Below are 18659 nucleotides of genomic sequence, written 5' to 3'. Positions count from 1 at the left end.
AAGGGAAGGCCTGCCAAAATGCGAATAGCTGGAGGGGATATCTATGCTTAGATCTTTAAATTCAGGTGTAAGTGGAATTAGAAGCCATCAGACAATGCTCGATGTGATAGGCAACAATATCGCTAACGTAAATACTGCCGGATTTAAAAAATCAGTTGTCACATTTCAAGACTTGCTTTACGAGACAAGCAGAGGTGCTACAGCTCCTCAGGGAGACATCGGCGGGATAAACCCCATGCAGATAGGGCTTGGCACGACGGTCGCCGCGGTTGAGACCATTCATTCTGCCGGACCTTTGCAATATACGGGAAATCGCACCGACGTCGCCATACAGGGGGACGGTTATTTCGTCTTAAACAACGGCAGCGGTAACGTTTACTCCAGGGCAGGCAATTTCGTCCTGGACGGAAACGGCAACATCGTCCAGTCGGGGACGGGATATACTGTGATGGGATATCAACTTACCGTAGACCCTAATAACCCGTCCCAGTACATTAGGGGTACTCAGCTAGTGCCGCTTAACATTCCCGTCGGCCAGAAGCTAAGCGCGAAGGCCACCGAGGTATTGGGCATGCAGTGCAACCTCGACAGCAGGGTTCCCGCATATCTCCCGATGGGACTGACGAATCCCAACTTTACCACGATCGCCGAAATTGGGGGTACGGCTTATAACGTTTCCATCGCAGAAGACACAAGCGGTACCAACCTGCTGACTGTAAAAATAGGCAATGAAACTGTTGGATTAAAACCGAGCGGTATAAACGCGACGACAGGATTGCCAGTGTTTGATGACGCGTCTGTAAGCTTGGGAGGCAATACTTATACGTTGCACTTCGATGATGGCACGGGCGAGCTGCAGTTGCTTGATTCATCAAGTAACGTGACATGGAAGCAGCAGATATCCGGCATCATGGATTACGCGACCCTGTCGTTCAAGGGAAACGATAATATGACTAGGACTTACCTCGCCGAATTTACCGATAAGGGCGACGGGAACATGGCGATGACGCTTTGGGGACAAGACAGTTCAAACAATTGGTCTTCCTTTTCGGTCGATGTTCCCGTCAACGCAGACGGTACCTTTGCAATCCCAGCCGGAGGGCTGATCGTTCCCGAAACCTCTAATCAATTTGCTGGCAACGTCGATGTCAAGCTTAACGCAACGGGTGACGGAAAGGGACTCATCTTTTTGGCCAGCGTCGATAATGGGACTACATATGAAGTTGCTTCGACTTTAAACCAGCGAACCTCGTCAATTCATACCACAAAGATCGATATCTACGATTCTTTGGGTAACCCCCATACCGTTGAGGTTGCCTTTGAAAAGATAGGAGCTAACGAATGGCGATGGAGGGCATGGTTTCCTTCCGAGCCCGGCATACCCATTTCCAATAATACCGGGGTGATAAAGTTCGATTCGGATGGTAAACTTACCGGTAGCGGAGTGGCTAATGTCGATTTAGGATTTTCTTCCGTTGGTGCCATGGACTCCCAGGTTAAGTTTGATTTCTCCGGAGAATCTTTGGGAAAGAGCTTAATAGATGGCGTTACCCAATTTGGCTCGGATTTTACCACCAAGGCATACTATCAAGACGGCTATGCGATGGGCGTATTGCAGGATTATTCGATAGGCTCCGACGGTAATATAATGGGCGTATATAGTAACGGTAGGACAAATGCTTTGTATTCAATTGCCCTGGCACTTTTTCCCAACCCGGCAGGCCTAGAGAAGACGGGGATGACTAATTTTATCCCTACTGCCAACTCTGGTTTGCCGCAGCTGGTTACTCCGGGAAGCGGCGGTGCCGGTACGTTAGCGGGCGGTAACCTGGAGATGTCCAATGTCGATCTTGCCGACGAGTTTACCAAGCTAATCATCGCTCAAAGGGGATTTCAGGCAAATGCAAGGGTTATCACAACGAGCGATCAGGTGTTGGAAGAGTTGATAAACCTGAAGCGCTAGTTTTTGGCGAGGGGATGTGATACATTTTGATCGAGGTCACAAGGCTTAGGGGTAGCAAGTTCGTGATTAATGCTGACCTCATCGAGACTGTTGAGGCAACTCCCGACACGGTGATTACGCTTGTGAATGGTCATAGATATGTGGTCGAAGAACCTGTAGGTCAGGTCGTAGACCTGGTAGTGTCTTATTACAAGAGAAGATCAAGCGGCAATTGCATCGCTAGAATGGACGAGGAGGCATAACAGTGGATCTTGCCAGCTTTATCGGGTTGGCCCTTGCATGCATAATGGTAGTCGGGGGGATAGTTGCAGGCGGAGATGTAATGGCGTTCATCAACTTGCCTTCGGTGCTGATAGTGGTTGGAGGAGCTCTTGGCGGAACCATATTATCCAATCCCTGGAAGCGGGTTTTGTCCTTGGGACAAATATTGAAGAAGGCCTTCTTTGCCGAAAGCCCTGAGCTCATCTCCATAGTACAAACGCTAGTGAGTTTTGCGGAAAAAGCAAGGCGCGAAGGGCTCCTATCGCTGGAGGACGATGCGGAACAGCTCGACGATCTCTTCATGAGAAAATCCATTCAACTTGTGGTGGATGGTACCGATCCTGAGTTGGTCAAGTCGATCCTCGATACCGAAATAGGTCTCCTCGAGGAAAGGCATGCCGGCAATAAATTCATGTTTGACACATTGGCTGAATTGTCGCCAGCCTTCGGGATGCTTGGTACCCTCATTGGTTTGATACAGATGTTAGGGCATTTAGACGACCCCAACGCTTTGGGCCCAGGCATGGCGGTTGCTCTGATCACTACTTTTTACGGATCGATACTGGCAAACGTTTTTGGCATCCCCATTGCACGTAAATTGACCGTCAGGACTCAAGAGGAAGTAATGACAAGAGAAATGATAGTGGAGGGAATATTGGCTATACAGGCCGGGGAAAACCCTAGGCTTGTTGAAGAAAGATTGAAAGTATTTCTGCCCCCAAGAGCTCGTGATGAACTGGATAAAAAAAGAGAAACCGAATGAAGCAGGTGTAGCCTTTAATGGCCAGGAGAAAAAGAAAGGAAATACCTGAATTAAAGGGAAATTGGCTCACCACATACGGCGATATGGTGACATTGTTGCTGACGTTTTTCGTATTTTTGTACTCCTTTTCCAGCATCGATGTGCAGAAATTCCAAAAAATGATTTACTCCTTTCAAAGCGCGATAGGAGTGTTATCGGGTGGGGTTATCGGAGTACCTGAAGAAGAAGTTTCTGTTGGGGAACAGCCGGTTACCCCCAGTAAGGATGTATATTTCAATGCTATGAAGGCACAAAAAATCCATGAGATGATAGTAAAAATGCTAGAGGCTGAAGAATTGACTGAAGGTGTCGTCGTTCGTGTGGAGGAAAGGGGAATCGTGATTTCGATAATGGATGGCATACTGTTTCCAACTGGTAGTATCGATCTTTACCCATCAGCTAAACGTTTAATATATAAGATTGGTCAAATTATCAAGGAATTGCCCAGCCAAATTTCTGTTGAGGGCCACACGGATAACGTGCCGTTACGAGGAGGCCCATACAGGGATAACTTAGGTTTATCCGCTATGAGGGCGGCAAGCGTGGGTTCCTATTTAAGCGAAGTTGGGGTTGACCCCAAAAGGATTCGGACGGTTGGCTACGGATCGTCGCACCCTTTGGTTCCAAACGATACGGATGAGCATCGGCGAATTAACAGAAGGGTCGATATAGTTATATTATCGGATGTAGGTTATTAGAGCAGTTCAGTCTACTTAATCAGTGAGGTATAATTATAATGATAAAACGGTTTTTATTTATTATAATAATAGGAGTAGTTTGTTTAGCCCTTGGCATTGGTGGTGGCGTTTTTCTCGGAATGAAGTTTTTTGGAAGCCCACAACCGATACATGATACTTCTGGTGATTTCTCAAAGCCCGGTGCCATTCTTAATTTGGGTGACTTTACCGTAAATTTGGCGGACAAGGAACCTCATATAGCAAGGTTTAATTTGGCTTTAGAGTTAGCCGATCCAACTTTGATCACGGAGTTTTCCGACGAGGGATGGATTAGCAAGATGAAAAATGAGGTCATTTTAACCTGTAAGGACAGATATTATGATGATCTTCGCACTGCCGACGGAGTCATGGCATTGGCCCAAGACATAACCAAGCGCTTAAATGCCATTCTGCCGGCGTTTAAGGGCAGCCTTCCTGTAAGAAGTGCTCTTTTTCAAGAGTTTATACTTCAGTGAGCGGTGGTGAAGCCGGATGGGGCCTGAAGTACTGTCCCAAAGCGAGATAGATGCCCTTTTAAAAGCGCTTACGAGCGGCACCATTGATGTTTCTTCTTTGACGGAAGAAGAAAAGGAAAGAGCTGTCAAGGTCTACGATTTCAAGCGCCCGGATAAGTTCAATAAAGACCAATTAAGGGCAATTCAAATGATCCATGAGTTTTTTGCCCGTCAACTTACCACTGCCTTTTCATCTTTTGTCAGAGCCATGGTGTCTGTTGAGGTGGCTTCAGTAGAACAACTATCGTATGATGAATTTGTAAAATCACTTGTGCAGCCTACCGTAATAGTGATCATGGAGATGTACCCGCTCAGTAGCAATGCCCTTCTGGAGATAAATCCACGTCTTGTGTTTGCCATCATAGACAGGATGCTTGGAGGGCCGGGAAAGGCCGTCTATAAACCACGAGAGCTTACGGACATAGAACGTACTGTCACTGAACGTGTCGTCATGAGGATGCTGGAGTTGCTTGAGGAAAGCTGGTCCACGATTGTGGACATTAGGTTTAGGATACAGAACATGGAAAGCAATCCTTATTTTGCCCAAATTTGCCCGGCATCCGATATAGTCGTTGTGGTTACTTTACAGGTAAAGTTAGGAGAAGTTGACGGTTTCATAAATCTTTGTATTCCCTATTTTGCCATTGAGCCGATCATTGACCGTTTAAGCTCACAGCAGTGGTTCGTCTCTACGGGAACTAAAGAGGATGAGGCTTCAAGGGAACATCTAATAAAAAGATTGCTCAAGGTCAAGGTGCCCATTAGCGCGGAAATAGGACATGCAGATTTGGCATTAAAAGATGTACTTAAACTTCAGGTTGGCGATGTTATTAAGCTGGAAGAGCCTTATTCTCAACCAATTAAGATAATAGTAGGTAATCAAGTTAAGTTTCTGGCTCAGGCAGGCATTCATAATAAAAGATATTCGGCAAAGATACTTAGACCGTTCACTGAAGATGAAGACGTGGAATTGCAGACTGAGGAGGAATTGATACATGGCTGACGAACTGTTGAGCCAGGAAGAAATAGAAGCTCTCCTTAAGGGAATAGGGGCGGGAGCCTCGAAGGCAAAGGAAATCGAGGACCTAAAGGAAATTGCGCACATATATGCCCAAGCATTATCTAACGTTTTACAGCTTCTTTCTGGCGAAGAAGTAGTTGTCGATGTCAAGGAGAGCGATTTTTATGATCAAAAAGGCCTTGCCGAAAAATTTCAATCCCACAACGTGATGCTTTATCTTGTTGAATATGATGTCTTTGAAGGCTGGATCCAAGCCTTCTTGATGGAGGAAAAAATGGCCCTTTTGCTTGCCGACATAATGATGGGCGGTGATGGAGCCGAGTTGCCGGCCGAAATGAACGACCTGTACTTAAGCGCTGCCCAGGAAGGCGTTAGCCAGATAACCGGGGCTGCGGTATCCGAGATGGTAAATTTACTCAGAGGCAGGCGGATAGGCATTAAGAATACGTCCTGTGCCATGAAGTCCGGCGAATGGATACCATTTGATGCGCTAGCCTCCGATGAGAAGGTTTGGGCATTTTCAATGGAGGCTGACATTAAAGGTGTTGGTAAATTGTCCATGTGGAGCTTAATGCCGCAGAAGATCGCCCTTTTGCTCATGGATGAGATTAAAAAAACTGTTACGTTACAGCCTGGGATGGAAGAAAAGGCTCAGCAAAAGCCTCAACAAGCAAAAGTTGCCTCTGAGCCTGTGGAAAAAACTCACATGAGGCAAACTGTTAGGGATTCCGGCGCATTAAAGCAAGAATCAAGGGTTGTTGAGGCAAGGCCAGCCGAATTCGTGCCGTTGGATGCAAGTACATCACAAAGAGAGGACGTCGAACCTCAAAATTTCGATTTGATAATGGACGTGCCCGTGCGGATTACCGTAAGATTGGGACAAGCTTTCAAGACCATTGGAGAGATATTGAGTTTATCGCCCGGTTCTGTGATAGAATTAGACAAAATGGCCGGTGATCCGGTGGATATCTTAGTCAACGGAAAGCTTATAGCCAGGGGAGAAGTAGTCGTGATTGACGAAAATTTTGGAGTTCGCATTACAGAAATAGTAAATCGTTCTGAGAGAGTTAAATCATTACGCTGAAACAAAGGGGGATCCTTTAGTGCCTAAGGTGCTTATTGTTGACGATGCGGCCTTCATGAGAATGATGTTAAAGGACATTTTGGTAAAAAATGGGTATGAGATCGCCGGAGAGGTATCCAATGGCGTAGAGGCTGTTGCCGCCTATAAGGAATCCAAACCTGATATTGTAACTATGGATATAACTATGCCCGAAATGGACGGAATAACGGCAGTCAAGGAGATCAAGAAGATAGATCCTAACGCCAAGATCGTGATGGTAAGCGCTATGGGCCAACAGGCATTGGTCATAGAAGCCATCAAAGCTGGGGCTTTGGATTTTATAGTAAAGCCTTTTCAGCCTGATAGGGTTTTGCAGGCTTTGGAGAAGGCTTTATCTCAATAGATTCTTCAAGGGGACGATTTAGTTGTCATTAAAGTTAGCTAAGCGAGGTATTCTGTGGTGCCTCGCTTTCTTGTTATGTTCGAATGTCAAGGGATCTTTAGCCAATCAAGGGGGATATGAGTTTTCTGCCACTGCATATATTGTTAAGGTCATCGCGATTTTGTCCTTGATCGCCGTTGCGGCGATATTGTTTTATCGTTATGCTTCAAGGAGGGGATTGCTGAAGAGGTCCAATGAGTTGCAATTAGTCGCTCTTTTGCCTCTTGGAACCGATAAGGTATATCTTATTCGTTGCGGGAATGAAATGATCGGTGTCTTTGCGGGCAAATCAGGCGTGATGCTTTTGGGTAGATGGAAGTCTGATGAGTGGGGAAAGGGACATGGATCGGATATCCAGGTGAACTAAGGTGAAGATCAAATTCAGTTTTTCATTTTTTTTGGGATTTTGTTTTCTGCTATTGTTGTTGAGCAAAGGTGCATTTGCCCAACCTGAAAATATACCTTTTCCAGCCCTTGATGTAAATGTCAGGCCCAGCGGTTCTCCAAGCGATGTTGCTTTGACACTTCAAATCATTGCTCTAATTACAATACTTAGCCTGGCACCGGCTATAGTTCTTATGGTTACAAGTTTTACGCGCATCCTGGTGGTGCTGGGTTTCGTGCGTCAGTCCATTGGACTTCAGCAGTTACCGCCAAATCAGGTATTGGTCACCTTGGCGTTATTTTTGACCTTTTTTACGATGTCTCCTGTTTGGCAACAGATATATAATAACTCCATCACTCCCTATGTGGAAGGAAAGATGACCACTTCTGAAGCTTACGGCAAGGCCATTAAACCCCTAAGGGATTTCATGTTCTCGCAGGTTGGCGACGAGGAATTGTCGTTAATGGTCTCGTTGGCGGAAATGCCCCAACCGAAAAACCATGATGACGTCCCAACGAGGGTATTGATACCGGCATTTATGATAGGCGAGCTTAAAAAAGCCTTTCAAATGGGCATACTGATCTTTATTCCCTTTATAGTTGTGGATATGATAGTGGCAAGCATATTGTTGAGCATGGGCATGATAATGCTTCCACCGATGTTGGTATCTCTTCCGTTTAAAGTGCTCCTTTTCGTCGTGGCCGACGGGTGGGATTTGGTCATATACAGCGTTGTAAGCAGCTTTAAGTGAAGGTGAGGAAGTTGTCGGTAAGCGATGTATTTCAACAAGCCATATGGATAATCTTGTTATCAAGCATGCCGGTTCTGCTCGTGACCATGGTTATAGGATTGTTAATAGGGATACTCCAGACGGCCACCTCCATTCAGGAGCAGACTTTAGTGTTCATACCAAAAATTCTTGCGGTATTTTTGCTGCTTTTCTTGCTCGGTCCATGGATGTTTGGTCACGTCAGCGAGTTTGCAAGATATTTGTTCGGAAATATGGCTAACTTGGTGCCATGAATTTTCAGGAGCCTCTCGTACAATATTTATTTGTTATTTTTCTTAGCTCGTTAAGGTTTCTTGGAATGACCATTGCATCTCCGGCCTTTAGTCCGCCATCCTATCCTGTGCCTTTGAAGTTTTTGTTGGTTTTATTGCTTTCCCTCATAGTTGCTCCAATGCTTAACGTTTCCGATCTTAATACCTTGTTTGAGAGCAATATAATATTGCTGATCCTAGCGGCCGTCAGGGAATTTTTTATAGGCATTGGGATTGGATTTCTTGCATCTCTGCCGCTTTATGCATTTCAGGTTGCCGGGGGCTTTTTGGGAATTCAGATGGGGCTGGGAATGGTCAACATAATGGACCCCTTCTCCGAAGCCCAGGTTTCGATTTTGGGTCAACTCAAGTTTATGCTGGCGTTGTGGTTCTACTTGAGATGGAATGGCCATCTTTTGTTATTTCAGAGCTTAGTGCAAAGTTTTAAATTACTTCCCCTGGGAGTATGGAAATGGTCGTGGGCCATAGATCCGGGATTTGGCAAATGGCTGGCTCAAGTATTTTATCTGGCGCTTAAGATATCCCTGCCCTTTGCAGGGGCCATGGTGTTGGCAGATATAGGGCTTGGCTTTGTCGCAAGGACCGTGCCGCAGATGAACGTCTTCGTTTTGGGCTTTTCATTGAAGATATTGCTCGGGATGCTAATTTTGATGTTCATGGTACCATTGTTGGTGGATATACTTCAGGCCGAGATTGGTAAAGCGATAGTCTTTGGTTTGGAAGGTGTGTTGATTTGGCGGTAAACGATTTTCTTATTTTCAACATACAGCTTTTTGCCGAAGAGAGGACGGAGCCTGCCACTCCGAGAAAAAGAAGAAAGGCGCGTGAGGAAGGTCAGGCAGCCAAAAGCGTTGACCTGATAGCATCGGCAAGCGTGCTGGTTGGTATAATAGGACTTTTTTTCTTGGGCGGCTTTATTTTTTATACGTTAAAGGACTTCTTTGTCTTTGAATTTTCTCACATCTCCGATGAGGTCAATTTGACTGGTCAATGGATCTTTCGCGCAGGCGCCCAAAGCGTGATCGTTTTTCTTAAGACGTGGTTGCCCATAGGGTGTCTGTCTGCTTTGGCTGTGCTTGGAATAAGCTTTGCGCAAGTTGGATTTTTCGTAACTTCTAAGCCTTTGGCCCCAAAATGGGACAGGCTGAATCCGGCTTCAGGCTTGAAAAAGGTCTTGTCATTAAGATCGCTGGTGGAGCTGATAAAGGGCTTGCTTAAGGCTGCCGTGCTTTCTTGGGTACTTTACGCAGGACTTAAGGGAAGCATGGAAAAGCTCCTTTTGACCATGCAGATGCCTCTTCTAAGTGGCCTGGGGGTTTTGCTTAAAATGATATTCGACCTTTCTATAAAGCTGGCAATATCGCTATTTGTCATAGCGTTGTTTGATTATATATACCAAAGATGGGAATTCGAGAAGTCCATAAGGATGAGCAGGCAGGAGATAAAGGAAGAGTATAAACAGTTGGAAGGAGATCCGCAACTGAAGAGCAAGATTCGCCAAAGACAGAGGGAGTTGGCCAGGCGCAGGATGATGTCGGAGGTTAAGAAGGCCGATGTCGTCATAACCAACCCTACGAGAGTGGCCATTGCACTTCAATACGACAGCAAGCTTATGGATGCACCAGTAGTGATCGCTAAGGGGTTGGGCATAATTGCCGGAAAAATTAGGGAAGAGGCAAAAAAACACAACGTGCCTATAATTGAAAGGCCACCTTTGGCATGGGTGCTATACAACAACGTCGACATTGGCGAAAAAATCCCTGAGGAACTATACAAGGCAGTTGCTGAGATTCTTGTGTTCGTCTATAAATTGAAGCATAAAAGGTCGCTGACTTACAGCGTCGGAGGAAGATATGGGCACAGCTAGGGAAGGGACCTCGGACAAAAAGAGAATATTGCGCTTCGCAGATGTGACAATGGCAGTATTGGTCGTGCTGATAGTCGGGATGATGATCATTCCAATGCCGACGAGGCTTTTGGATGTGCTTTTGTCCTTAAATATAACTTTTGCCGTAGTTACCCTGCTTTCGACCTTTTACGTCAAAGAGGCCCTGGAAATAGCGGCTTTTCCTACCATACTGCTGTTGGCCACGCTTTATAGGCTAGCCCTCAACGTCTCAACGACCAGACTAATTCTTTTAAACGGATACGCCGGAGAAGTGGTGTTGGCCTTTGGAAATTTCGTGGTAGGAGGAAACTACGTAGTGGGTGCGGTAGTGTTTTTGATATTGGTTGTCATCCAATTTATCGTGATAACCAAAGGAGCCGAACGGGTTGCTGAAGTTGCTGCCAGATTTACGCTCGACGGCATGCCGGGCAAACAGATGGCCATTGATGCAGATTTAAACTCAGGGCTCATCGATGAGGCGGAAGCAAGACAAAGGCGTGCTCGCATACAGCGAGAGGCTGACTTCTACGGAGCGATGGATGGTGCATCTAAATTCGTAAAAGGAGATGCGATAGCAGGGCTTATAATCACCGTCATAAATATATTGGGCGGTCTTGCTATCGGAGTCCTGCAGAGAGGCGTTCCCGCATCGCAGGCCTTGCAGATTTACGGCCTTTTGACCGTTGGAGACGGATTGGTTGCCCAGATACCTGCCCTTATTTTTTCCACTGCAACGGGTGTTATAGTGACACGGGCTGCAGGGGAAGCGAGCCTTGGTATGGACCTGATAAATTCGCTGGTATCAAACCATAAGCCTTTGTTGATCAGCGCCGGAATGCTCTTTCTTTTGGCGATAGTGCCGGGGCTTCCCTTTTTGCCCTTTGCCACGATTGGAGGACTTCTAGCCTTCTTGGGCTATCGTATGATCAAGGAAAAAAAGCGTATCGAGGAGAGGCCAAAGGAACAGGCGCCGCAGCAAGCCAAGGCCCCACAGGCTACGCCTGAAAGCGTGTTGCCGCTCATGACAGTGGAGCCTATGGAGCTTGAGATAGGCTATGCCCTCATACCCCTAGTGGACCCCTCTCAGGGCGGGGATATGCTTGAACGCATAAGCACCATAAGGCGGCAGATGGCGCTCGACCTGGGGCTTATAGTTCCACCTATAAGGATAAGAGACAACATTCAATTAAAGCCTACGGAATATGTGATTAAGATAAGGGGAGTGGAAATTGCAAAGGGAGAGCTGATCCCCGATCATTATTTGGCCATCAATACATCGGGCACAGAAGAGACCCTTGTGGGTATTCCTACCACGGAACCCACCTTTGGGCTTAAGGCCTTTTGGATATCTCCCGAAATTCGCGAAAAGGCCGAAGAATTGGGCTTTACCGTAGTTGACGCTCCGTCAGTGTTAGCCACGCATCTGTCGGAAACAATTAAAAAATATGGCGCTGACCTGCTTTCAAGACAGGACGTGCAGAAGCTCATAGATATGGTCAAAGAAAACTATTCTGCCGTGGTAGAGGAGCTTATGTCCGTGATATCTTTGGGCGAGGTCCAGAAAGTCCTTCAAAATTTGTTGCGCGAGTCCATACCCGTACGCGATTTAGTTACCATATTCGAAGCTTTGGCCGATAACGCCCGCATTTCAAGAAACGTAGATTTCCTTACGGAAAGGGTGAGAGAAGCCCTTTCCAGGCACATAACGCACAGGTTTAAGGGAGATGACGGTCAGATCACGGTGATGACGCTTTCGCCTACCTGGGAGCAAAAAATTAGAGAGTCCTTAAAGGGAGACCTGCTGCAGGGTTGGCAGCTGCAGATGGACCCAAAGGAATTAAACTCAATGACTTCCCTTATCGCTAAGGCCGCCGAGAGAATGGCCATGGAAGGCAAGTTTCCGGTGCTGCTTGTCCATCCTGATGTTAGGTTTATTGTGAGAAAGATCATCGAAAACAAGCTGCCTGATGTACATGTTGTTTCATATAATGAAATAGAACCGGGCACTAAGGTCAGATCTTTAGGGATGGTGGAATAGATATGCGGGTCGTCAAACAGATAATTTATGAGGTGGATGCGGAAAGTGAGGCCTTTGAGAAGGCCAGAAAAAAGCTTGGTCCCGAAGCCGTCGTCTTATCAAGCGTCCCGGTTAAACGTGGGGGATTTTTAGGGTTGTTTAAAAAACGGAAATATATTGTGACTGCAGGTATTTTGGAGGACGATGAAGCACAGGAAAAGCTTGAACAAGGAAAGCGCGATCGCTTAATCGCCTTTCAGAAGTTGCTTGAGGGCGCATCGACTACTTCCTTTGATGTAGCATTAAATAAAGACTCAAATAACTTTTCAGATGTCCTTGAATTATCCAACGAGGCTGTTGCTTTATCGCATAAGCCGATCGAAGAAAAGGATAGATATAATCAGAAGCAATCCCCTGAAACCCTGGCCCCGCTTGGAAGTGATAACATTTACGAAGGATTGATGCAAAGCGGTTTCGACCCCCTTATCGCTATGGAAATAGTTAAGGAATATGCAAACATCAAGGAGGATAAATCCCTCGACGAATTTCTGGCCGATCACACCTTGGTGACGGGCAAGGATTTCATCTCAGCCTTAGGTGGCAAAAGGGCCATGTTCATAGGCCCTACGGGTGTGGGCAAAACCACCACCATAGCCAAGCTCGCAGCCATATTTGCCCTTTGGCATAAAAGAAAAGTCTTGCTCCTTGGGGCCGATACCTATCGCATAGCTGCAGTGGAGCAATTGCGCACATATGCAGGCATACTGGAGGTGCCCATGGAAGTTGTCTCGAACGCCGGCGACGTGGAGAGGGCTTTAAGTAATCACGATGCCGAGATTGTGTTGGCAGACCTCCCGGGAGGGAGCCAAAACGATCTCCTACGACTGGAAGAGTATCGCAAGGTTTATGAGGCCCTGCGTCCTGATTGTGTCCATCTTTTAATAGCGGCTAATCTTTCTTATCCTACCATGGCAGATGTCATGGAAAAGCTTAATGTGGTTCCTTACAATGCTATCATATTTACGAAGTTGGATGAGGCCCCTTCGCTGGGAAGTTTATTTAGGTTGATCAAGACCTACAAAGTACCTTTATCATACATTACTACAGGACAAGACGTGCCGAGAGATATAGAAGTGGCCTTACCCCTTCGACTTGCAAGGCTTGCTTTAGGCTTGGAGACGTTAAGACAAACAAGGGTTTAATGCGATGAAAAAGAAAGATCAAGCCTTCGAATTAAGGAATTTAAAGAGAAAGATCGCCGGTGGCATAAAGACTTATACGGTAGCAAGCGGCAAGGGCGGGGTTGGCAAAACAAGCCTGTCGGTCAACCTGGCTTTGGCCCTGGGAAGCATGGGAATTCGGACAATAGTGCTTGATGGTGATCTTGGCCTTGCAAATGTGGATGTCATGTTTGGGATGTATCCGAAATACCATCTAGGACATGTAATAAGCGGTGAAAAGAAGCTGTCGGAAATACTTGTCTCGGTACAGGAGAACGTGTACATATTGCCTGGAGGGACAGGTTTACAGGACATGGCAGACCTAGATATGACAAAACAAGTTAAATTGATCGAGGAGTTTTCATCTTTGGAAGAATATGGCAATGTCTTGTTAATTGATACGGGCGCGGGGATACATCGTTCCATAGTGGTATTTGCTATCGCCTCCGATTCATTGATCCTCGTTACCTCGCCTGACCCCACTGCAATCAGAGATTGTTACGGCTTGCTTAAGGCGGTGTCTCTGAGTGCCGCTGCGTCACCGGAAGTGCATCTTATAATCAATATGGCCAAATCAAACAAAGAGGCCCTCGAGATTGCATCGAGGCTTCAATTCACTGCAAGGGATTTTTTGGACATAAATCTCAATATGGCTGGTTATATCTTAAGAGATCCCCATGTTGAGGAGGCCGTGAAAATAGGAATACCTTTTATCATCGCAGACCCGAATTGTGAAGCTTCAAAGTGCGTCATTCAGATTGCACGAAAGATCTTTAACCTAGAAAATGAAGAAGGGATTGAAGAGGTTCCTACTGGCAGAGGAATTAAGGCTTTTTGCATGCGACTTTTGAGACAACTCCAATTGAGGTGAACGTCATTGGACAAGTTGCTGTCTATCCTCTTGGAAGAAAGAATCAGCTCTAAGGTCGTAATAAATGTCACATCGGGCTTATATAAGGGCAGTTATCCTTCAAGGATCGAGGATGTCAAAGATAATCTGGTAGCTGTCTCTCATCCACTTTTTAAGAATGCGCTTGTGCCATTATATAGGGATACCATCTTAGAGCTGGTGATGTACGAGAAACAGCCGCCGACGATGATTCCAATGAAGGTCTTGCGCAGGAGCATGAGCGGCAACGTCTCGTTATTGTGGCTTGTCCCTGCGGGAAACCCCGTCAAGATCCAAAGGCGAAGGTACGCCAGAGTCCAGTGTAATGTTGATATTTTGTTCTTCCCGCTTTCACTGGAGGAAATGTTTCCTATGGTTGGTCGCTGGGAAAAAGCTAGCTGCGTCGACATTAGTTTGGGCGGCATGAGATTGAGGACGAAAATGAAAGAGATGGGCTTGGATGTGGGCCATAGAGTGTATTTATGGGTAAACTTGAGCAGTGAAAATATTTTTTTAATATCCAATATCGCTCGTATTGTAGATGAAGGAGTTTTTCGCGAAATGGGGTTGCAATTTGAAGGTTATCCCCGCTTTGTTGAAAAAAGGCTCATCAGATTCATAAGGGATAAAGAATTAAGAAATGCAGGTGACGGGCTTCATGATTAAGCAGATAAAGGTATTAGTCGTCGATGATTCGGCTTTCATGCGCAAGGTCATCTCCGATTTATTGGAAGAGGATCCCCACATTAAAGTAATAGACAGGGCTAGAAATGGGAAAGAGGCAGTTGAAAAAGTTATTAAATTGCAACCTGATGTGGTTACGCTTGACGTCGAAATGCCGCAGATGGATGGGCTTGCTGCCTTGAGGGAAATAATGCGCCTTAAGCCCACCCCCGTCATCATGGTAAGCAGCCTTACGCGTCAGGGAGCGGAAACGACCATAAAAGCTCTGGCTTTGGGTGCGATCGACTTCGTGACCAAGCCCTCGGGTACCATATCATTGGACATGAAGACAGTAGCTCAAGAACTCAGAGAAAAGGTCATTGCTGCTGCTTCTGTCGCGGTTGAGAAGCTTACAGGCGTTGCTGTCTTGCCGATGATAGAGGTAAAAAAAGCACCAATTACAAGGAAAGGCCAAGTGGAATTGGTTGCTATTGCAGCGTCTACGGGAGGGCCTCGGGCTATACAGAGAATATTAGAAAAAATAGAAACTACATCTATAGCACCAATAGTTATCGTTCAGCACATGCCCAAGGGCTTTACCAAGAGCTTTGCGGAGAGATTAAACGAGGTCTCTAAACTTGAGGTAGTAGAAGGATACGACAATTTACCATTGAAGCCCGGTATGGCGGTAGTTGCCCCAGGGGGTAGTCATCTTATAGTAGAATACAATAAGATGAGACAGTTGGTATCTCGTTTATCGGACATGCCTCCACTTCATTCGGTTAAGCCCGCTGCGGATTTCTTGTTTTTAAGCGTGGCCGACACTGTCGGTGGAGCATCTTTAGGTGTAATACTTACGGGCATGGGGCGAGATGGGGCCGAAGGGGCAAAGGCAATTCGACAAAAGGGAGGTTACGTAATAGCGGAATCGAGCGAGACCTGCGTGATATACGGGATGCCTAAGGCAGCGGTAGAATCTGGTGGTGTGGATGAGGTTCTTCCGCTTGATGTCATACCTGAACGCTTAGAGGAGATGGCCGTAATAAGGCAAAAGCAATAAAGAGCAGCAAAAGAACGGAGCTGATGGCGATGGATATGAGCGAGTATTTATCTGCCTTTTTGGATGAATCCAGTGAGCATTTGGAGGAATTGAACGACTTAATCCTGTTGCTCGAGAAAGATCCACATTCTCGAGATACCATTAATGAAATATTTCGTATTGCGCACACCCTTAAGGGCATGGCTGCAGCGATGGGTTACGAAGGCATATCTACTTTGACTCATGCTTTAGAGGATATGCTGGACCTAGTTCGAAACGATGAATACGAATTGAAGACAGAGGATATCGATCTAATGTTCAAATGTCTAGACCTTCTTTCTGCAGCTATCGGAAAAATCAGGGAAGGCGGCAAAGAGGGGGAATTGGGCGACAAATTACGAGAAGTTGCAAGCGGTATAAAGGCGGCCTTTAATCGAGACGGCAAGAGTATCGCTAAAAAGGTAGAACCCGATGCGGTTGACAGTTTAAGCTCCTTGGAATTGGGATGGTTTGATAAGGCAAGAAAACAAGGAATGGATGTTTATAAGATTTTTGTAAAGATGGCTGAAGATTGCGCCCTTAAGTCTGCAAGGGTATACTTGGTAATTACGCGTCTTGATGAGATAGGTGAGATCATTAAAACTGTGCCCTCCATAGAGGACCTCGAGAAAGAGAATTTCGATGATAGCTTTTTCGTTTATCTTGCCACTAAGGAACCAAAACATGAAGTTGAAAAGATTATTTCATCAATTGTCGATATCGATGCCTTTGCTGTCGAGATTATCGAATCTGAGCCCGAGGAGCTGGGTGCTGAGGAAGTCGCCAACCACAAAGATGAAGGCGGTCATGATCAGGTCGAGACGAAGAGCCAAGAGAGTGCTTTGAACGGTGCTTTGAGCTCTATAAAAAAACAACAGAGCACTACCGTGAGAGTTGATATAGGCAGGCTGGATAAACTGATGAATTTGGTAGGAGAATTGGTCATAGGAAGGGCGCGCATTGAGCGGCTGGCAGCTGAGGCAGGTTTAAGTGAATTTGAGGAGCCGCTGTTACAGTTGGGCAGGATCTCGACGGAAATCCAGGAAATAGTTACAAAATTGAGGATGGTGCCGGTTGCTTACGTCTTTGACAGGTTCCCCAGGATGGTACGAGATTTATGTAAGGGCTTGGGAAAGGAGGCCGAACTTTTTATAGAGGGAAGCGAGACGGAGCTCGATAGGACATTGATAGATGAGATCGGGGATCCCATGATTCACCTTTTGCGAAACGCCATCGATCACGGAATAGAACCGCCACAGGAAAGGATAGCCAAAGGCAAGCCTCGCAGGGGTTCAATCACGATAGCGGCCTACCAGGAGGGCAACAGCGTTGTTATAGAGGTAATGGATGATGGAAAGGGAATTGACCCGAAGGTTGTCAAGAAAAAGGCGATTGAAAAGGGGCTAATTACTAAAGAGGAAGCTGACCTAATGCCCGATGAAGATGCCCTGGCACTCGTATGCCTTCCGGGTTTCAGCACCTCCGATAAGGTGACCGACCTATCTGGTCGCGGGGTTGGCATGGATGTAGTGAAGAGCAAGGTTGAATCCCTTGGCGGGCAGTTCTACATAACGTCAAAGGTGGACGAGGGCACAAAGGTAATTCTAAAGTTGCCCTTGACATTGGCCATAGTTCTTGCCCTTTTAATACGCATAGGCGATGAAACTTATGCAATATCTCTGGAAAACGTTGAGGAAACATTATTAGTAGATAAACAAGATGTCAAGCATGTACATGGATCCCTGGTTACCACTGTTAGGGGGGAGATTCTATCGCTTCATAATTTGAAGACATTATTAAATTATCCTGAAGTTGAACAAGATGGAGAGGAATTCCCCGTCGTTGTGGTACGAGCAGGTGCCAGCGGCAAACGTCGTGGTCTCATAGTCGATGAACTGATAGGCCAACAGGATATAGTTATAAAACCTTTGGGGAAGCTCTTATCAAAGGTTCGGGGTATGGCGGGAGCCACGATTTTGGGTGATGGCAAGGTTGCTTTGATATTGGATGTGGCTGGCGTCGGAAATTGGTGATAGAAAGATGGAATATGACGAGCTGGGGAAGCTGAGTCCTTTCCATCTGGATGTAATCAGGGAAACCGTGAATATAGGGGCTGGCAATGCCGCTACGGCTTTATCTCAACTGCTGGGGTCCGTCGTGACCATGGATGTTCCTAAGGCGGAATTGGTGTCCATATATGAGCTGACTGACAGATATGCCTCGCCCACGGAGTTGGTTTGTGCTGTCTATCTAAGGTTCGAGGGAGAAATTTCCGGAAATATGTTATGGATAATGAGCGAAGAAACGGCCCAAGAGTTAGTCAATATATTGATCAAAAAGGATCTTGGAGATATGCTCCAGGATCAAATTGACCAAATTGCCGACAGTCTGTTGGTGGAGGTAGGCAATATCGTATTGAGCTCCTTTTTGAATGCCATAAGCGCCATGATAAACTGCGCTTTGCCGGTCACGGTTCCGGCCATTGCCCACGATATGTTGGGGGCCATACTCGATCTTTTGGCTGCCTATTATGGTATGACAGGAGAAGTGGCCATAATATCTGAGACTAAACTTTGCGTTGCCAGCAACAAGAATTCTCTGGGCGGTCATGTCATGCTTTTGCCGGATCCTCAGTCTCTGTCTACGCTGCTTTCCAAGCTGGGGGTGCTCTGAT

The 18659-nt window shown here is 46.3% G+C and carries 20 protein-coding genes; all 20 read left to right on the top strand.

Going from position 1 to position 18659, the window contains the following annotated elements:
- Positions 1 to 43: 43 nt before the first annotated feature.
- A complete protein-coding gene (locus BUQ78_RS04160; protein WP_074199375.1) occupies positions 44 to 1963 on the top strand; it encodes a flagellar hook protein FlgE in 1920 nt (639 codons plus the stop codon).
- Positions 1964 to 1989: 26 nt separating this feature from the next.
- Positions 1990 to 2205, top strand: coding sequence for a flagellar FlbD family protein (locus BUQ78_RS04155; protein ID WP_074199374.1), 216 nt, complete (start codon positions 1990 to 1992; stop codon positions 2203 to 2205).
- 2 nt (positions 2206 to 2207) lie between these two features.
- Positions 2208 to 2987 carry a motility protein A gene (locus BUQ78_RS04150; protein WP_074199373.1) on the top strand — a complete coding sequence of 260 codons (780 nt, stop codon included), beginning with the start codon at positions 2208 to 2210 and terminating at the stop codon, positions 2985 to 2987.
- Positions 2988 to 3004: 17 nt separating this feature from the next.
- On the top strand, positions 3005 to 3724 hold the full coding sequence (locus BUQ78_RS04145; protein WP_074199372.1) for an OmpA/MotB family protein: 720 nt from the start codon (positions 3005 to 3007) through the stop codon (positions 3722 to 3724).
- Between the two features lie 119 nt (positions 3725 to 3843).
- Complete coding sequence (locus BUQ78_RS04140; protein WP_318259489.1) at positions 3844 to 4218, top strand: flagellar basal body-associated FliL family protein; 375 nt, start codon at positions 3844 to 3846, stop codon at positions 4216 to 4218.
- Positions 4219 to 4234: 16 nt separating this feature from the next.
- Positions 4235 to 5260 carry a flagellar motor switch protein FliM gene (gene fliM / locus BUQ78_RS04135; RefSeq protein WP_074199370.1) on the top strand — a complete coding sequence of 342 codons (1026 nt, stop codon included), beginning with the start codon at positions 4235 to 4237 and terminating at the stop codon, positions 5258 to 5260.
- A complete protein-coding gene (gene fliN, locus BUQ78_RS04130) occupies positions 5253 to 6362 on the top strand; it encodes a flagellar motor switch protein FliN (protein WP_074199369.1) in 1110 nt (369 codons plus the stop codon). The genes fliM and fliN overlap by 8 nt, the downstream gene beginning before the upstream one ends.
- A gap of 19 nt (positions 6363 to 6381) precedes the next feature.
- Positions 6382 to 6744: a response regulator gene (locus tag BUQ78_RS04125; protein ID WP_074199368.1), complete on the top strand. Its 363-nt coding sequence runs from the start codon at positions 6382 to 6384 to the stop codon at positions 6742 to 6744.
- Positions 6745 to 6766: 22 nt separating this feature from the next.
- Entirely contained in the window at positions 6767 to 7150 is a 384-nt protein-coding gene (locus tag BUQ78_RS04120) for a hypothetical protein (protein ID WP_074199367.1), read from the top strand.
- Position 7151: 1 nt separating this feature from the next.
- Positions 7152 to 7919, top strand: coding sequence for a flagellar type III secretion system pore protein FliP (gene fliP / locus BUQ78_RS04115; RefSeq protein WP_014806178.1), 768 nt, complete (start codon positions 7152 to 7154; stop codon positions 7917 to 7919).
- 2 nt (positions 7920 to 7921) lie between these two features.
- Positions 7922 to 8191, top strand: a complete 270-nt coding sequence (fliQ, locus tag BUQ78_RS04110; RefSeq protein ID WP_318259488.1) for a flagellar biosynthesis protein FliQ — start codon at positions 7922 to 7924, stop codon at positions 8189 to 8191.
- Positions 8188 to 8973, top strand: a complete 786-nt coding sequence (gene fliR / locus BUQ78_RS04105) for a flagellar biosynthetic protein FliR (protein ID WP_074199365.1) — start codon at positions 8188 to 8190, stop codon at positions 8971 to 8973. Before fliQ ends, fliR begins: the two co-directional genes overlap by 4 nt.
- Positions 8964 to 10097 (top strand): flagellar biosynthesis protein FlhB, encoded by a 1134-nt coding sequence (gene flhB, locus BUQ78_RS04100; RefSeq protein ID WP_074199364.1) that lies wholly within the window; start codon positions 8964 to 8966, stop codon positions 10095 to 10097. Before fliR ends, flhB begins: the two co-directional genes overlap by 10 nt.
- Positions 10084 to 12156, top strand: coding sequence for a flagellar biosynthesis protein FlhA (flhA, locus tag BUQ78_RS04095; protein ID WP_074199363.1), 2073 nt, complete (start codon positions 10084 to 10086; stop codon positions 12154 to 12156). The genes flhB and flhA overlap by 14 nt, the downstream gene beginning before the upstream one ends.
- Positions 12157 to 12158: 2 nt before the next feature.
- Complete coding sequence (locus tag BUQ78_RS04090) at positions 12159 to 13337, top strand: flagellar biosynthesis protein FlhF (protein ID WP_074199362.1); 1179 nt, start codon at positions 12159 to 12161, stop codon at positions 13335 to 13337.
- Positions 13338 to 13341: 4 nt separating this feature from the next.
- Positions 13342 to 14226, top strand: a complete 885-nt coding sequence (locus BUQ78_RS04085; RefSeq protein ID WP_074199361.1) for a MinD/ParA family protein — start codon at positions 13342 to 13344, stop codon at positions 14224 to 14226.
- A gap of 6 nt (positions 14227 to 14232) precedes the next feature.
- Positions 14233 to 14910, top strand: a complete 678-nt coding sequence (locus BUQ78_RS04080; protein ID WP_074199360.1) for a flagellar brake protein — start codon at positions 14233 to 14235, stop codon at positions 14908 to 14910.
- Complete coding sequence (locus BUQ78_RS04075) at positions 14903 to 15967, top strand: protein-glutamate methylesterase/protein-glutamine glutaminase (RefSeq protein ID WP_318259485.1); 1065 nt, start codon at positions 14903 to 14905, stop codon at positions 15965 to 15967. Before BUQ78_RS04080 ends, BUQ78_RS04075 begins: the two co-directional genes overlap by 8 nt.
- A gap of 29 nt (positions 15968 to 15996) precedes the next feature.
- Positions 15997 to 18018: a chemotaxis protein CheA gene (locus BUQ78_RS04070; RefSeq protein WP_074199358.1), complete on the top strand. Its 2022-nt coding sequence runs from the start codon at positions 15997 to 15999 to the stop codon at positions 18016 to 18018.
- A complete protein-coding gene (locus BUQ78_RS04065) occupies positions 17993 to 18658 on the top strand; it encodes a chemotaxis protein CheC (RefSeq protein ID WP_084532207.1) in 666 nt (221 codons plus the stop codon). The genes BUQ78_RS04070 and BUQ78_RS04065 overlap by 26 nt, the downstream gene beginning before the upstream one ends.
- Position 18659 lies beyond the last annotated feature (1 nt).

It is taken from the genome of Acetomicrobium flavidum (assembly GCF_900129645.1).
Lineage (GTDB): Bacteria > Synergistota > Synergistia > Synergistales > Acetomicrobiaceae > Acetomicrobium > Acetomicrobium flavidum.
The sequence above is the reverse complement of the archived record's forward strand: the minus strand, read 5'-3'. Positions and strand labels throughout refer to the sequence as shown.

What these genes read in the sequence shown, in the direction of transcription:
- BUQ78_RS04145 (WP_074199372.1), top strand. Translation starts at nt 3,005, where the DNA reads ATGGCCAGGAGAAAAAGAAAGGAAATACCTGAATTAAAGGGAAATTGG.
- BUQ78_RS04085 (WP_074199361.1), top strand. Translation starts at nt 13,342, where the DNA reads ATGAAAAAGAAAGATCAAGCCTTCGAATTAAGGAATTTAAAGAGAAAG.
- BUQ78_RS04160 (WP_074199375.1), top strand. Translation starts at nt 44, where the DNA reads ATGCTTAGATCTTTAAATTCAGGTGTAAGTGGAATTAGAAGCCATCAG.
- fliM (WP_074199370.1), top strand. Translation starts at nt 4,235, where the DNA reads ATGGGGCCTGAAGTACTGTCCCAAAGCGAGATAGATGCCCTTTTAAAA.
- fliN (WP_074199369.1), top strand. Translation starts at nt 5,253, where the DNA reads ATGGCTGACGAACTGTTGAGCCAGGAAGAAATAGAAGCTCTCCTTAAG.
- BUQ78_RS04075 (WP_318259485.1), top strand. Translation starts at nt 14,903, where the DNA reads ATGATTAAGCAGATAAAGGTATTAGTCGTCGATGATTCGGCTTTCATG.
- flhA (WP_074199363.1), top strand. Translation starts at nt 10,084, where the DNA reads ATGGGCACAGCTAGGGAAGGGACCTCGGACAAAAAGAGAATATTGCGC.
- BUQ78_RS04140 (WP_318259489.1), top strand. Translation starts at nt 3,844, where the DNA reads ATGAAGTTTTTTGGAAGCCCACAACCGATACATGATACTTCTGGTGAT.
- fliR (WP_074199365.1), top strand. Translation starts at nt 8,188, where the DNA reads ATGAATTTTCAGGAGCCTCTCGTACAATATTTATTTGTTATTTTTCTT.
- BUQ78_RS04065 (WP_084532207.1), top strand. Translation starts at nt 17,993, where the DNA reads ATGTGGCTGGCGTCGGAAATTGGTGATAGAAAGATGGAATATGACGAG.
- BUQ78_RS04090 (WP_074199362.1), top strand. Translation starts at nt 12,159, where the DNA reads ATGCGGGTCGTCAAACAGATAATTTATGAGGTGGATGCGGAAAGTGAG.
- BUQ78_RS04070 (WP_074199358.1), top strand. Translation starts at nt 15,997, where the DNA reads ATGGATATGAGCGAGTATTTATCTGCCTTTTTGGATGAATCCAGTGAG.